The sequence below is a fragment of the Sphingomonas rhamnosi genome, from assembly GCF_036663615.1.
GTDB lineage: Bacteria > Pseudomonadota > Alphaproteobacteria > Sphingomonadales > Sphingomonadaceae > Sphingomonas.
In genome coordinates, this window is record NZ_JAXOJJ010000005.1 from 108087 (window position 1) to 121843 (window position 13757).

A 13757-nucleotide genomic window follows, 5' to 3' on the forward strand; every position below is an offset into this window, starting at 1 on the left:
GATCTCTAGTCGGGAGCCGTCGGCCCGCCCCCCCTGTCATCCCTGCGACGACTGGGATCTCGCGGTTCAGGCCGGATGACCTGCCCAGGAGACCCAGCCTTCGCTGGGGTGACGGTTATAGTAACAGCGCTCAGGGCCGCCGAAGCGCGCCGCCGAGCGCGGTTTCCGCGGTATCGGCGGTGATCAGTTTCTGATCGCTACCGGTTGCCGCGTCCGGACCGCCCCGACCACGAAACAGCAGGAAAACCGCAAGCGACAGCCCTCCGACGACCGCCACCTTCTTCGCCAGCCCGGTCTTGTTATGCTGCCATTCGGCACGCGCGCCCATTTCGGCCGGGATGTTAGGCACTTTCCCATGCCCGAGATCGTCGATCACGCCCTCGACCACATTGATCCGGTCTGCGCCCATCAGCAACAGCCAATGCCACCAGTCAGATTCGCTGCGGCGAAACGCGAAGCGGCGGATCATCCCGCTAAGCCCGCTCGGCGGGGTCGAGGTACCCAGCACGGCGGGCAGCCGGTTATGTTCGATCGAGCGCAGGATTTCGACGCTCGGTTCCTGCAACGCCGGACGCTGCCACGTGAGGCCGCGGTCCTTTTGATCTTCGATATGCCGCATCGGATATGTCGGGTTGTTGCCCGGATCGGCATCGACGCCCCAGCCGGGAATCTTTGCCGTATCGACCAGTTCCTTGCTCACGACCAGGTCTCCTTCACGCGCCGTTCGGCAACAGCACGGGCTTGATGCAGCCGTCGAGCTTTGCCGAGAAGATATGATAGGCGTCCGCGATATCGGCCAGCGGAACGCGGTGGGTGATCATCGCCTTGGGGTTGATGTGCCCGGCGCGGACATGCTCGATCAGCCGCGGCAGCAACCGCTTCACCGACGCCTGGTTGGCGCGGATCGTGATGCCCTTATTCACGACATTTCCCATCGGCACCATGTTGCCGGTCGGGCCATAGACGCCGACGACCGAGACGATCCCGCCCTTCTTGACCGAGTTGATCGCCCAGTGGAGCACGATCGCGTTGCCCGCCTCGAGCTTCAGCTTGGTGCCGAACAAAGTCTGGATCGCGCTGCCCGCGGCATCGCCACCGACCGCGTCGATGCAGACATCGGCGCCGAGCGAGTCGGTCTGCTTCTTGATGAAGACCGCCATGTCGTCGATCTCGCGGAAATTATAGACTTCTGCAGGACCGAATTTGCGCGCGAACTCCAGCCGATACTCGACATGATCGATCACGATCACGCGGCCCGCGCCGAACAGCCAAGCAGACCGTGCCGCCATCAGCCCGACCGGTCCTGCGCCGAACACGACGACGGTATCGCCGCGCTGGATGCCGCCCATTTCGGCGGCTTGGTATCCCGTCGGTACGACGTCGGTCAGCAGCACAGCGTCGTCATGGTCCATCCAGTCGGGGATCACCATCGGGCCGACATCCGCATAGGGCACGCGGACATATTGCGCCTGGCCGCCATCATAGCCGCCCGCGGTGTGCGAATAGCCGAAAATGCCGCCAACCGCGGTCGCCTGTGCGTTGGATTCGTGGCAATTGCCGAACAGCCCCTGTTGGCAGAAATGGCATTTGCCGCACGCGATGTTGAACGGCACGAGCACGTGATCGCCGATCTTGAGGTTGCGCACCTCGGGCCCGACCTGTTCGACGGTGCCGCAGAATTCATGCCCGAACGTCGTGCCGATCCGCGTGTCGGGGACCATGCCGTGATAGAGATGCAGGTCCGATCCGCAGATGCATGACCGCGTCACGCGGACGATCGCATCCTCGGGATGCAGGATCTTGGGCATCGGTTTCGCATCGACGCGGACGCGATACGGCCCGCGGTAATTCATCGCCAACATGGCACGCTCCTGGTTTCGCGCTTACGGTCTCGTGATGGCGCCGCGACCCCCATGCCGGATGGCTTGGGGCCGCGGCGCCGTGACGACGCTCAGTGGCTGGCGGTTTCGCCCGCAGCCCGACGCTCGACATATTTCAGCGTCAGCGCCGCGTTGTGCGATTCGATCCACGCCGCCATCGCCTGCTCTTCAGTCAGCGAGGTCTGAAGCAGCGGCGTCGCGCTAGCGAAGCCGCCCGCATCGGCGAGCGTGATCAGCGAGGTGTAGCTCGCAGCCTCGAAATTCTCGAACGCGAAGTTCGCGAAGCTGTTCTTCAGGATCTCGTCGGGGGCGAACACATGGGCCATTGCAGCCAGGTTGCCGGTCAGCGACAGCGCAGCGTCCTTCAGCACCGAATGGCTCTCGCCAAACCCAGCGAGAATCTCTTGGACGCGGTCGATCTGCTGTTCGGTCTCGACGCGATGCTTGCGAAGCATGTCCGCGACCTCGGGATAGTTGGTCAGATGGTCGAGCTGGCGGTCGATCAGCGACAGCGCCTGGTGCTCGACGCCGTGCACGTTCTTCAGACCGGTGATGAAGACCGACTGCAGGACGTCGGGGGAATAGGTAGCCATGATACTTCTCCTTGTCATGATACTGAAAATACAATGAAAGACTCGTGTCGCGGGGTGCTAGCCAAGCGCACGGGCAGGGCGCGACAGCGGCGTTGCGAACGCCTCGAACTCGACGAGGTCGTGCGCGCAGAACAGCCGAACGGCGTCGCCGTGGTCGAGCGACAAAGCGCGCACGCGGCGCTGGTTGGTCATCCGAGCTTCGGCGTCGACCTGCATTAGCCGCTGATAGGTGTTGAGCCCGGGCGGACAGGTCCGGCGCTCGCCGCGAACCTCGTCGTGATGGAAATAGGCGTCGCCGGCGTAGAACAGCCAGCGACCGTCATCGTCCTGGATCGCGATGCCGGCATGACCCCAGGTGTGGCCCGCGAGCGGGATCAGCAGGATTTCCGGCGGCAGCCCCTCGAGATCGCGGACTGCGTCGAAGCCGAACCAGCGCTCGCCGCCACCGAGCGGGTAGAGCGACCAGTTCTCCACACTATCCCATTGCTGCGGGCGATAGCGTTTGCGCGACACGAACGCGCCGCCACGGCGTGCATCGGCGACTTCCTTCTCGCGCGCGGTCACGTGGATCCGCGCGTTGGGGAAATCCTCGATTCCGCCCGCATGATCAAAGTCGAGATGCGTAACGACGATATGCCGGACGTCCTCGGGCCGAAAGCCCAACTGCCGGACACGCGCCAGCGCGGTCTCCTCCGGCAGCAACTGCGGACGGTTCAACGCGATAAAGAACTTCGACAGGCGTTCCTGCGGTCGGCGATTGTCCTGCGTCCCGTATCCGGTGTCGATCAGGACGAGACCGTCGTTGGTCTCGATCAGCAGGCAGTGGCAAACGAGATGCGCCGACACGCCGGTGCTGTAGCCGTCGAACAGCTTGCCGCCGACCGGGCAGCAGGTACCGCAATTCAGGTGGTGAATCCTCAAGGAATACAGCCTTCCGCAAGCGAATGGAGCATTCCATCGACGCCGTGTGCGCCGCGCGCTGCCGGGGGTGGCCGAGCAGGAATCCTCATCGCAACTGACAGGCCAACGACTGGATATAGTAATTTATCCCGTCGCTTTGCGGTATGTTAATATGATTGCGGATCGTGCGTAGGGCTGCGCCAATAGTGCGCAGGCGAATACTGTTTAACCTGAATTAAACGCGGCAATAACATTTGAACGTATTCGAGATCGGACGCGTTTCGGGGCCATCGTCGTTCGGCGATGTTCACGAATAGCGGAGCGAAATCATGTATTATCATGACAAGAGATTACAGTATCCGGTACAAGTGACGAACCCGGATCCGGCATTCGCGCGCATGCTCCAGCAGGCGATCGGCGGCGTCGAGGGTGAAATCCGCGTCTGCATGCAGTATTTCTTCCAGGCGTGGGGCAACCGCGCGCCGACCACCAAGTACCGCGACATGCTTCTGCACACCGCGACCGAGGAGATCGGCCATATCGAAATGCTCGCGACCGCGGTCGCGATGAATCTCGACAAGGCGCCAGCCGCGCTGCAAGAAGAAGGCGTCAAGGACAGCATCGTCGGCGCTGTGATGGGCGGCGAGAACCCCCGCCAGAGCATCGAGGGCATCATCCACAAGAACTTGCTGTCGGCAGGGCTGGCGGCAATGCCGATGGATTCGGACGGCGTGCCGTTCAACATGAGCCACATCTACGCCAGCGGCAACGTCGCGGCCGACATGTACTGCAACGTCGCGGCGGAAAGCACCGGTCGCGTGCTCGCAGTCCGGCTGTTCAACGCGACGCAAGACGACGGCATGAAGAAGATGCTCCACTACATGATCGCGCGCGACACGATGCACCAGCAGCAGTGGCTGGCGGTGATCGAGGAACTGGGCGCCGAAGCCATGAACCTTCCGATCCCCAACAGCTTCCCGCAGGACATGGAAGACCAGCAGAACAACTACAACTTCTACGCGACCTCGGTCGACGGCACCTTCCCCGAAGGTCGCTGGACCTCGGGTCCGACGATGGACGGCAAGGGCGAGTTCACCGTGTTCCGCAACGAACCGCTCGGCGACGAGCCGGTGATGGGGCCCGCCCGCCCCGACAGCGGCGCGCAGAACCAGCAGATCGGCTGAGCAACGGCGGGAGGCGGGTTGCGACCCGCCTCCCGCCTTCGCCCGACATCCGGAGACGATCCATGACCCTGGAAGGCCTTTTGAAGGGCGCGAAGTCCGTCATGATGGGCACGCAGGCGCCCGCCGATCCCGTCGCAGAACGCGCTGCCGTTCTGCAGGACCTGCATCTGGCCGAAAAGGGCTGGGCGACCGAGGGCATGCGGACCGGCCTGTGGTTCGCGCGCGATGGCGATCACGTCGCCTTCTCGCCGGTAACGCGCAACGGCGCGCCGCTGACGATCGGTGGCCTCACGACCAACTTCGTGCCCGCCGACCGGTTCGCCGATTATCTTCAGGCGATGCGCACCGCGATCGAGCGTGGTGAGTTTGACGCCGAGATCGCGGCGGCGCTGCACGGTTCGTCCAACGTCAGCGGCATCGCCGATGTCGCGATGCCCCCTGCGCGCGAGGGCGACCGCGACACCATCAGGCAGGCGCAACAGGACGAAGCGCTCGGCCGCGAGGGCCGGAACCCCGACGGCTCGATCGCCGCAGTCACGGGCCATGCCCCACGCTGATCGACCACATATCTTCAGGAGAACCGACATGACGATCAAATATCTTGGCCTGTTCCTGGCCGCCGCCACCGCAACCCCGCTGGTCGCGCAGACGCCCCCGCCGCCGCCGCCCGCCGAAGCCAAGACATCGGCGATGCCGTATGTGATGGCGGCGGGCAGGAGCGATCTGTACGAGATCAACTCGAGCCAGATCGCGCTGCAGAAGTCGCAGACCCCCGCCGTGCGCAAGTTCGCGACGATGCTGATCAAGCATCACCAGACGACCACGGCCGCGACGATGCGCGCCGCCAAGAAGGCCGGTCTGACTCCGCCGCCGCCGACGCTCGACGCCGGTGCAACCGCGTCGATCACCGAACTGCAGAACGCACCGGCCGCGGACTTCGACCGCGTGTATCTGGGGCAGCAGGTGCCGGCGCATCAGGCGGCGCTCGATCTGCACTCCAGCTATGCCGCGCGCGGCGACCAGGCGCCGTTGCGCGCCACCGCCAAGACCGCGGTACCGATCGTCAAGCAGCATCTCGCCGCCGCGACCAAGCTCCAGGCGGGCAAGGGCATGGGTACGATGGGCGGCATGTAACCGCGCACCACTACGGGCGCCCCGTCGATCGGGGCGCCCGCTCTATGCCGCCATCCGCGGCTGGAACAGCTTACCGCCCTCGACGACGTAGACGATGCCGAGCACCGCGATGCCGATCGCCAGATATCCGACCGCCAGCGGCAGAGTCGTGCCGTTATAGGATTGGCCGATCGCCGATCCGACCAGGACCGCACCGACGCTGGTGATGAACCCCTGCACCGAAGACGCGGCACCCGCAATATGCCCGACCGGCTCCATCGCCATCGCGCCGAAGTTCGACCCGCACAGCCCGATGCACGTCATGCTGAGCGCCTGGAACACGATATAGCTCGGCAGCGATTCGATCCCGGCGACGATGACGCCAAGGTGCGCGACCGACAGCGCAATCAGCGCCAGCACCGCCGATTGCGAGATCAGCCGGGTGCCGAGTCGCTCTACCAGTCGACTGTTGGCGAACGACGCGCACCCCATCGAGAAGGCGCACAACGCGAACAGCAAGGTGAAATGCTTGCCCGCACCGAATTCGTCGACGAACACCTGCTGCGCCAGCGAGACGAACGCGATGATCCCGCCGAACGTCAGCGACGCCGCCAGTGCATAGCCCGCCGAATAGCGGTTGGTCAGCGTCAAGCGGTAGCCGTTCTTGAGCGACGCGATCGACAGCGGCACGCGGCGTTCGACTGGCAGCGTCTCCGGCAGCCGCGTGATCACATAGGCCAGTACCAACGCCGCAAAGGCGCCGAGCGCGTAGAAAATGAAGCGCCACGGCCCGAACGCGAGCAGCCCCTGGCCCAGCGTCGGCGCGAGGATCGGTACGAGGAAGAAGATCATCTGCGCCACCGATAGCGTCCGCGCCATCTGGCGTCCCGAATAGCAGTCGCGGACGATCGCGACCGCCAGTACCCGCGTCGACGCCGACATCAGGCCCTGCAACATCCGCGCGCCGAGCAGCGCGGCGAAGGTCGCCGAACTCGCGGCGAAGATGCTCGCGGCGACGAACCCGACCAGCGAGACGAGCAGGATCGGCTTGCGTCCGAAGCGATCGGCGAGCGGGCCATAGACCAGCTGTCCGCTGCCGAACCCGAGCATATAGGCGGTGATCACCCATTGCCGGTGGTTCGCCGCCGACACCGCCAGGTCGCGCCCGATATCGGCGAGCGCGGGCAGCATCAGATCAACCCCCAGCGCGTTCACCGCCATCAGCGCGGCGACGAACGCGACGAACTCGTTGCGGTGGAGGGCGGCGGCGGCAGGACGATCGGTCATGCGTCCGCCTAGCGGGCTCGGTCGCGAAGTGCCACGCTGTTGCGGCGCCGCGGCAAATTCCGCTACGCGGCGCCCTCCCGGCGGACGACCTCGACGATGACGTCGCCGGCCTCGAGCACGTGTGTCTCCGCCTCCCAGAATCCGAACCCGCGATCGCCGCGGTAGATTCGGTGGCCCAGGCCCGTGCGGATGTCGGCCAGCGCGCGACCGACTTCGTCGGGCGCTACCGGGCGTTCGTGGAGGATGACCTCGCCATCGGCGCAGGCCAGGTCGGCGAGATACGCCGCGATATGCGCGCCGTGCGTCGACCCGGCGAGCAGCACGCCCGCCAGGCTGGTCGGGTTGATCACCGTGTCGGCACCCGCCTGCCGCGCGATCGCCTCGTTGTCGTGCGATTTGATCACGACGCTGATCGGCACGCCCGGCGCCAGTCCGCGCGCGGTGAGCGCGATCAGGATCGAGGTGTCGTCGCGGCCGGCGGCGACGATCACTGCGCTGGCGCGCGCGACCTGCGCCGCTTCGAGCGCGGCGTTGCGGGTCGCGTCCGCCTGCATCACCGTCACACCGTCCGCTTCGGCGGCCTCGAGCGCGGCGGCGCGGCTGTCGATCACGACGATGGTTTCGGGCACCGCGCCGCGCTTGATCAGTTCCTCGACGGCTTCGGCGCCGCTGGTGCCATAGCCCGCGACGATGACGTGACGATGCAGGTGGCGTTGGATCACGGTCATGCGCCAGGTCTCCCAGACGCGCTTGAGCAGGAAGTCATACGCGGTCCCCAGAAAGATGATCCAGACGAACAGCCGCACCGGCGTCACCACGAAGGTGTCGAACATTCGCGCCTGCGTCGTCACCGGCACGATGTCGCCATAGCCGACCGTGGTGACGGTGATCATCGTGAAATACAGCACGTCGAGGAAGCTGATCGCGCCATCGACATTGTCGCGCAGGCCGTCGCGGTCGAACCAGTGGCCGAGCAGCGCAATCGTGATCAGCCCCGCGGCGAGCCCGATCCGCCACAGCGCTGTCATCCACGCGGGCATCCGGCCCTTGCGCTTCAGCCTGTAGCGGCCTCGATCTCCCGCGCGGTCCATCCCTCGCGTCTAAGGGCAAGCCGCACGTGCGGATAGCATGTTCATCGATCGATGCCCCCGAGCGCGTCGAACCACCCCGCATAGGGCGTGTTCGCGACCATGTGTCGATTGACGTCGGGCGCGCCGTCATTCCACCACACCGGACCGCGTTCGCCGAGCGCGATCTTCGCACGATTGACGTCGGCCCGCGCGATCTTGAACGCCGATTGATCGTCCGCGCGCAGCGCGACGCCGACGGCGCGGCGCGCCTGCATCAATGCGGCGACGAGTTCGGCCCGGCGATCCTCGCCCAGCGCCGGGTCGGCACAGCGCCAGAGCCGCCCGCGCACGACGAAATAGCGGCCGTCCGGCGTAGTCGGATAGGCCGGCGTCACAGCATCTCCAGCGGCCCGCGGCGCGGGCGCGGGAACGCGGCGTCGAGCGCGGCGAGATCGCTTTCGGACAGGACGAGATCGGCGGCGGCCCGGTTCTCGTGGACGTGCTCGACGGTGCCGGCTTTCGGGATCGCGATGACGTCGTCGCGCTGCATCACCCAGGCGAGCGCCACCTGCGCCGGAGTTGCGCCGATCGCCTTCGCGACGCGGGCGAGCGCAGGGTGGCTTACCAGCCGCCCCTGTTCGACCGGACTGTACGCCATCACCGGCAATTGCCGCACCGCGAGCCACGGGAGCAGATCATGTTCGGGCCCGCGACGCGAGAGATTGTAGAGGATCTGATCGGTCGCACAGCCCCCTCCGCCCGCGGCGACCAGCTCGGTCATGTCGTCGGTATCGAGGTTGCTGACCCCCCAATGGCGAATCTTGCCCGCGCGCTTGAGGGCTTCCATTGCCTCGACCGTCTCGGCCAGCGGCACCGATCCACGCCAGTGCAGCAAATAGAGGTCGAGCCGGTCGGTTCCGAGCCGCTTCAGGCTCGCCTCGCACGCCGCGGCCAGGCGCGCGCGCGACGCGTTTTGCGGATAGGCCTTGCTGACCAGGAATATATCGTCGCGTACCGCACCGAGCGCTTCGCCGATCAGCGTTTCGGACGCGCCGTCGCCGTACATCTCGGCGGTATCGATCAGCGTCATCCCCGCCTCGACCCCGGCGCGCAGCGCAGCGATCTCGGCCTGACGGCGCGCCGGCTGTTCGCCCATCATCCAGCTGCCCTGGCCGAGTGCGGGGACGGTCTCGCCGCCGGGGAAGGTGACGGTCTTCATCGGTCGTCGCTTCGGATGGGGGGAAGGGCTTCGTCGGCGCGGGCTTCGCGCTGTTCGGTCAGGATCTGCCAGCCGGTGATGAACAAGGCGCCCGCCAGCGGGCCGACGACGATGCCGCTAAGCCCGACAAGGTTGATCCCTCCCAGAGTCGTCACCAGCACCAGCCAGTCGGGGATCCCGGTGTCGCGCCCGACCAGAATCGGCCGCAGGATATTGTCCGCAAGGCCGATCACCAGCACGCCCGACAGGATCACGACCACCGCCTGCCAGATCGCGCCGGTGGCGAGCAGATAGATCGCCACCGGCGCCCAGATGATCGTCGGCCCGATCGCCGGCAGCAGCGCGGCGATCGCCATGATCATCCCCCACAGCAAGGCCGCGGGCAGCCCGACGATCCAGAACGTCACCGCGCCCAGAGCGCCCTGGACCAGCGCGACCACGCCGGATCCCTTGATCGTCGCGCGCACCACCATCACGAACTTGTCGGCAAGGCGTTCGGCGACGTTGCGCTCGAGCGGCAGCGCGCGGACGACCGCGGTGCCGATATGCTCACCGTCGCGCAGCAGGAAATAGGTGACGTAGAGCCCGACGCCGAACACAAGCACGAACGACGCCGCGTTCGCACCGATCGACAGCGCCCGCTGCGTGAGCAGGCTCGCGCTATTGCTGACGGTCTGCGAGATCTGCGACTGCGCCCGTTCGAAACTGCCGAAGCCGGCGCCATCCAGCATGCGCTGCAGCCGCTGCGGCAGCGCGTCGTGGACCTGTTCGAAATAGGATGCGAAGTTGATCTGCCCCGATCGGATCTGGGTATAGACCCCCGCCGCCTGATCGACGACCAGGCTGGTCACGATGATCGCCGGGATCACGACCGCGACGGTGATGATCAGCAGCGTGACTGCGGCGGCGGTGCTGCGGCGGTCGGGCCAGCGCGTCAGCAGGCGCTGGAACAGCGGCTGGAACAGCAACGCGGCGAGCGCCGCCCATAACAAGGCACTGACGAAGCTCGACACGACCAGCGCGAGCCCGATCGTGATGAGCGCAAGGAACAGGATGAGCCCGCCGTTTTCGACGCGGGGTCGCGCGATCGCCATGAGATGTCTTTCCGGTAGGAAGGGTCGGAAGGATATCCGGTGTAGCGACCCAACTCCCAGCGCGTAAGTTGGGTCCTGCGCCGGCCTACCCTGGCCGCACGCGCCCGAACGGCACGAGGAGTGGCTCGCCGGCCATCTCGCCGCGCCAGGCCGTGATCGCATAGGTCTCGGCGAGGGCCCGATCGGTCAGTACGTCCCCGGGCGACCCGTCCGCGCGCAACCGCCCGCGGTCCAGCAGCAGCAGCCGATCGCAGAACCGCGCCGCCATGCCCAGGTCGTGCAGCACCACGACGACCAGCGCGCCGGCCCGCGCGCGGGCCTGCAGCAGCGCCATCACCTCGAGCTGGTGGCCGGGATCGAGCGAGGTCAGCGGTTCGTCGGCGACCAGCGCCGAAGCGCCCGTCGCCAGCGCCCGCGCCAGCATCACGCGCGCCCGCTCGCCACCCGACAGGTCGGTTGCGGTGCGGCCGGCAAGATGTGTGGTGCCGGTCTCGTCCATCGCGGCGTCGATCGCGGTTTGATCGGCGGCAGCGATCCGCGAGAACGGGCCTAGATGCGGCAGGCGCCCGAGCCCGACCAGCCGTTCGACCGACAACGACCAGTGCAACGCATAGGTCTGCGGCAGATAGGCGATGTGCCGGGCAAGCTCGGCACGGGGCAGGGCGGCGATATCCGCGCCGTCGACGGTGACCCGACCTGCATCGACCCCGACCAGCCCCAGCAGCGCGCGCGCGAACGTCGACTTGCCCGCGCCATTGGGGCCGACGATTCCGATCAACGCACCGGCGCCGAGCGAGACGGTCACGTCGTCAAGCACGCGTGTGCCGCCCAGGCTGACCGACAGGCCGTCTGCGGCGAGCGTCACCACAGGCGGCGTTCCTTGAGCAGGTAATGGATGAACACCGGCACGCCGAGGAATGCGGTCAGCACGCCGAGCTTGAGCGGAGTCGCAGTCGGGATCAGCCGCGTACCCAGATCGGCGCAGGTCAGCAGCGCGGCCCCGGCGAGCGCCGACGGGATCAGCACCGCCGACGGGCTGCGATCGGTCAGCGGGCGGACCAGATGCGGCACGATCAGCCCGATGAAACCGATGCTGCCCGCCACCGCGACCGCGCCGCCGACCCCGATCGCGATCCCCAGCATCAGTCGCAGCCGGACGCGCGCCAGATCGACGCCGAGCGTCCGCGCGGCATCCTCGCCGAGCGACAGCGCGTCAAGCGCGCGCGCGTCCCACAGCAGCAGCGCGGCGCCGATCACGACGCAAGGCAACGCGATCCAGACGTCGCCGAACGACCGATCCTCAAGGCTGCCGAGCAACCAGATGGTGATTTCCATCGCCGCGAACGGGTTGGGGGCAAGGTTCAGCGCAAGGCTGATCCCGGCGCCCGCCAGTGTCGCGATCGCGATCCCCGCGAGGATCAGGCTCAGCGTGCTCTCGCCGCGGCGCGACAGCCAGGCGAGAGGCAGAAGCGACAGCAGCGCGCTGACGATTGCCAGCAGCGGCAGCACGACCGGATGAACCACCGCCAGCTGCCAGTAGATCGCGACGACCGCGCCCAGCGCCCCCGCGGCGGACACCCCCAGCACGCCGGGATCGGCGAGGGGGTTGCGCAGATAGCCCTGCATCGACGCCCCGCTCAGACCCAGCATCGCGCCGATCAGCAACCCCAGCACCGCGCGCGGCAACCGCAATTGCCACAGGATCGCGCGCACGATCGGGTCACCCTGACCGGTCACCGCCTGCCACAACGCGGTCGGCGACAATTTGGCGGGACCGAGCAGCAGTGAGGCGAACCCGGAGAGTAGCAACACCGTCACCAGCAGCGGAAACATCCAGGCAGCATTGCGCGCGGGGGCGGATTTCGGCACGGCTAGGGCGTCCGGATCTGTCGGGCCCGTCACGGGCATGTCCCGGGCGCAGTGCGGATCGATAGCGGCGTTGACGGAGGAAACATAGTGCGGGGCAGGTGTCTGATCGGCGTGGCGGCGCTCGCGCTGCTCGGGGCGGCGCCGCCCCCCCCGCGTCCGCCCGTGATGCCCAAGCGCGTGGTGTCGCTCAACATGTGCGCCGACCAATTGCTGGTCGCGCTCGCCGACCCCGGCCAGATCGCCGCGCTGACCGAATGGGCGCGCGATCCGGAGCTGTCGTCGGTCGCGGTCCGTGCCCGCGCCTTCCCGTTCACGCACCGCAGCGCGGAGGAGGTCATGGCGCTGCGCCCCGATCTCGTCATCGGCGCGCCGTTCCGGACCAGCGCGGTGCTCGCGCCGCTGAAGGCGCGCGGTGTCAGGATGGTCGCGCTGCCGTGGGGCGACGGCGTACCGGGGATCGAGCAGGCGATCACGACGGTCGCCGATGCGGTCGGCCATCCCGATCGCGGGCGCCGGCTGATCGCGAAAATGCGCCGCGATCTGGCCGCGGTCGGCCCGCTGCCGGGGCGCCGGCGGGTCGCCGCCTATTACCAGCGCAGCGGCTATCTGACGGGATCGGGCACGCTAACCGACGACATGTTGCGCCGCGTGGGACTAGTGAACCTGGCGGCGAAGCTCGGCCGGCCGGCGCTGTCGACGCTATCGTTGGAGGAAATGGCATTGGCGCGTCCCGCCTTTCTGGTGATGGATACGGGCGTGCAGACCGGGTCGGATCGCGGGACCGCGGCGCTGCACCATCCGGTGCTCGATGCCGCGGTGCCCGCATCCCGCCACCTCTATATCCCGCAGGCGCTGACGGTCTGCGGCACGCCCGACTTCCCACGCGCGGTGGCGATGCTGGCGGCGCAGGTGCGCGCGGCGGACCGGGCGCGGTAGGTCAATATTCGATCCCCGCCTGCGCCTTGACGCCCTGTTCGCGGAACGGGTGCTTCACCAGCGTCATCTCGGTGACCAGATCCGCGATGTCGATCAGCGCTTGCGGCGCATTGCGGCCGGTGACGATGACATGCTTGTCGGCCGGCTTGGCGGCGAGCACCGCCAGCACCTCGTCGAGCGGCAGATAGTCGTAGCGCAGCACGATGTTGAGCTCGTCCGCCACCACCATCTTGTAGGCGGGATCGGCGATCATCCGCTTGACCTCGTCCCAGCCTTCGCCCGCCACCGCGATATCGCGCGCGCGGTCCTGCGTGTCCCAGGTGAAGCCTTCGCCCATCGGCTTGAACTCGACCAGATCGGGGAAGCGGTCGAACACCGGCTTCTCCCCCGTAGCCCACGCGCCCTTGACGAACTGGACCACCCCGACGCGCATGCCGTGGCCGATCGCGCGGACCACCATGCCGAGCGCCGCCGAGGTCTTGCCCTTGCCAGTGCCGGTATGGACGATCAGCAGGCCCTTTTCCTGCGTCTTGCCTGCGACGATGCGGTCGTGCGCGACCTTCATCTTCGCCATCTTCGCGTTGTGTTCTTCGTCGGTCCGTATCGCCATCA

The 13757-nt window shown here is 67.0% G+C and carries 16 protein-coding genes; 4 read left to right on the forward strand and 12 right to left on the reverse strand.

What is annotated here, in order from left to right; all coding sequences use genetic code 11:
* Window positions 1-130 precede the first annotated feature (130 nt).
* The 4 genes from U1701_RS12055 to U1701_RS12070 all read right to left on the reverse strand — a co-directional run bounded on the left by U1701_RS12055 (window position 131) and on the right by U1701_RS12070 (window position 3394).
* A complete protein-coding gene (locus tag U1701_RS12055; RefSeq protein ID WP_332782811.1) occupies window positions 131-700 on the reverse strand; it encodes a hypothetical protein in 570 nt (189 codons plus the stop codon).
* A gap of 13 nt (window positions 701-713) precedes the next feature.
* Window positions 714-1862 carry a zinc-dependent alcohol dehydrogenase gene (locus U1701_RS12060; RefSeq protein ID WP_332782812.1) on the reverse strand — a complete coding sequence of 383 codons (1149 nt, stop codon included), beginning with the start codon at window positions 1860-1862 and terminating at the stop codon, window positions 714-716.
* Window positions 1863-1951: 89 nt separating this feature from the next.
* Window positions 1952-2473: a ferritin-like domain-containing protein gene (locus U1701_RS12065; RefSeq protein WP_332782813.1), complete on the reverse strand. Its 522-nt coding sequence runs from the start codon at window positions 2471-2473 to the stop codon at window positions 1952-1954.
* A 57-nt stretch (window positions 2474-2530) separates the two neighbouring features.
* On the reverse strand, window positions 2531-3394 hold the full coding sequence (locus U1701_RS12070; RefSeq protein WP_332782814.1) for an MBL fold metallo-hydrolase: 864 nt from the start codon (window positions 3392-3394) through the stop codon (window positions 2531-2533).
* Window positions 3395-3702: 308 nt separating this feature from the next.
* Between U1701_RS12070 and U1701_RS12075 the strand changes: the two genes are divergently transcribed.
* From U1701_RS12075 to U1701_RS12085, 3 genes are all read left to right on the forward strand, one after another.
* The gene (locus U1701_RS12075; protein ID WP_332782815.1) at window positions 3703-4557 is read left to right on the forward strand and encodes a manganese catalase family protein; all 855 of its coding nucleotides are present in this window, start codon (window positions 3703-3705) and stop codon (window positions 4555-4557) included.
* Window positions 4558-4619: 62 nt separating this feature from the next.
* Window positions 4620-5114: a hypothetical protein gene (locus U1701_RS12080; RefSeq protein WP_332782816.1), complete on the forward strand. Its 495-nt coding sequence runs from the start codon at window positions 4620-4622 to the stop codon at window positions 5112-5114.
* Window positions 5115-5142: 28 nt separating this feature from the next.
* On the forward strand, window positions 5143-5691 hold the full coding sequence (locus tag U1701_RS12085; protein ID WP_332782817.1) for a DUF4142 domain-containing protein: 549 nt from the start codon (window positions 5143-5145) through the stop codon (window positions 5689-5691).
* Window positions 5692-5733: 42 nt separating this feature from the next.
* On the opposite strand, the gene U1701_RS12090 is transcribed toward U1701_RS12085, so the two are convergent.
* The 7 genes from U1701_RS12090 to U1701_RS12120 form a co-directional block, all read right to left on the reverse strand.
* Window positions 5734-6957 (reverse strand): multidrug effflux MFS transporter, encoded by a 1224-nt coding sequence (locus U1701_RS12090; RefSeq protein ID WP_332782818.1) that lies wholly within the window; start codon window positions 6955-6957, stop codon window positions 5734-5736.
* A gap of 62 nt (window positions 6958-7019) precedes the next feature.
* Complete coding sequence (locus U1701_RS12095) at window positions 7020-8048, reverse strand: potassium channel family protein (protein ID WP_332782819.1); 1029 nt, start codon at window positions 8046-8048, stop codon at window positions 7020-7022.
* A 41-nt stretch (window positions 8049-8089) separates the two neighbouring features.
* Window positions 8090-8422 carry a hypothetical protein gene (locus U1701_RS12100; protein WP_332782820.1) on the reverse strand — a complete coding sequence of 111 codons (333 nt, stop codon included), beginning with the start codon at window positions 8420-8422 and terminating at the stop codon, window positions 8090-8092.
* Window positions 8419-9246: an aldo/keto reductase gene (locus U1701_RS12105; protein ID WP_332782821.1), complete on the reverse strand. Its 828-nt coding sequence runs from the start codon at window positions 9244-9246 to the stop codon at window positions 8419-8421. The genes U1701_RS12100 and U1701_RS12105 overlap by 4 nt, the downstream gene beginning before the upstream one ends.
* Window positions 9243-10340, reverse strand: coding sequence for an AI-2E family transporter (locus U1701_RS12110; RefSeq protein ID WP_332782822.1), 1098 nt, complete (start codon window positions 10338-10340; stop codon window positions 9243-9245). Before U1701_RS12110 ends, U1701_RS12105 begins: the two co-directional genes overlap by 4 nt.
* An 85-nt stretch (window positions 10341-10425) precedes the next feature.
* Entirely contained in the window at window positions 10426-11208 is a 783-nt protein-coding gene (locus U1701_RS12115) for an ABC transporter ATP-binding protein (RefSeq protein ID WP_332782823.1), read from the reverse strand.
* Window positions 11202-12173, reverse strand: a complete 972-nt coding sequence (locus U1701_RS12120) for a FecCD family ABC transporter permease (RefSeq protein ID WP_332783050.1) — start codon at window positions 12171-12173, stop codon at window positions 11202-11204. Before U1701_RS12120 ends, U1701_RS12115 begins: the two co-directional genes overlap by 7 nt.
* 123 nt (window positions 12174-12296) lie before the next feature.
* Here U1701_RS12120 and U1701_RS12125 point away from each other — a divergent pair, with 123 nt between their 5' ends.
* A complete protein-coding gene (locus U1701_RS12125; RefSeq protein ID WP_332782824.1) occupies window positions 12297-13145 on the forward strand; it encodes an ABC transporter substrate-binding protein in 849 nt (282 codons plus the stop codon).
* A 1-nt stretch (window position 13146) separates the two neighbouring features.
* On the opposite strand, the gene cobO is transcribed toward U1701_RS12125, so the two are convergent.
* Complete coding sequence (cobO, locus tag U1701_RS12130; protein WP_332782825.1) at window positions 13147-13755, reverse strand: cob(I)yrinic acid a,c-diamide adenosyltransferase; 609 nt, start codon at window positions 13753-13755, stop codon at window positions 13147-13149.
* Window positions 13756-13757 lie beyond the last annotated feature (2 nt).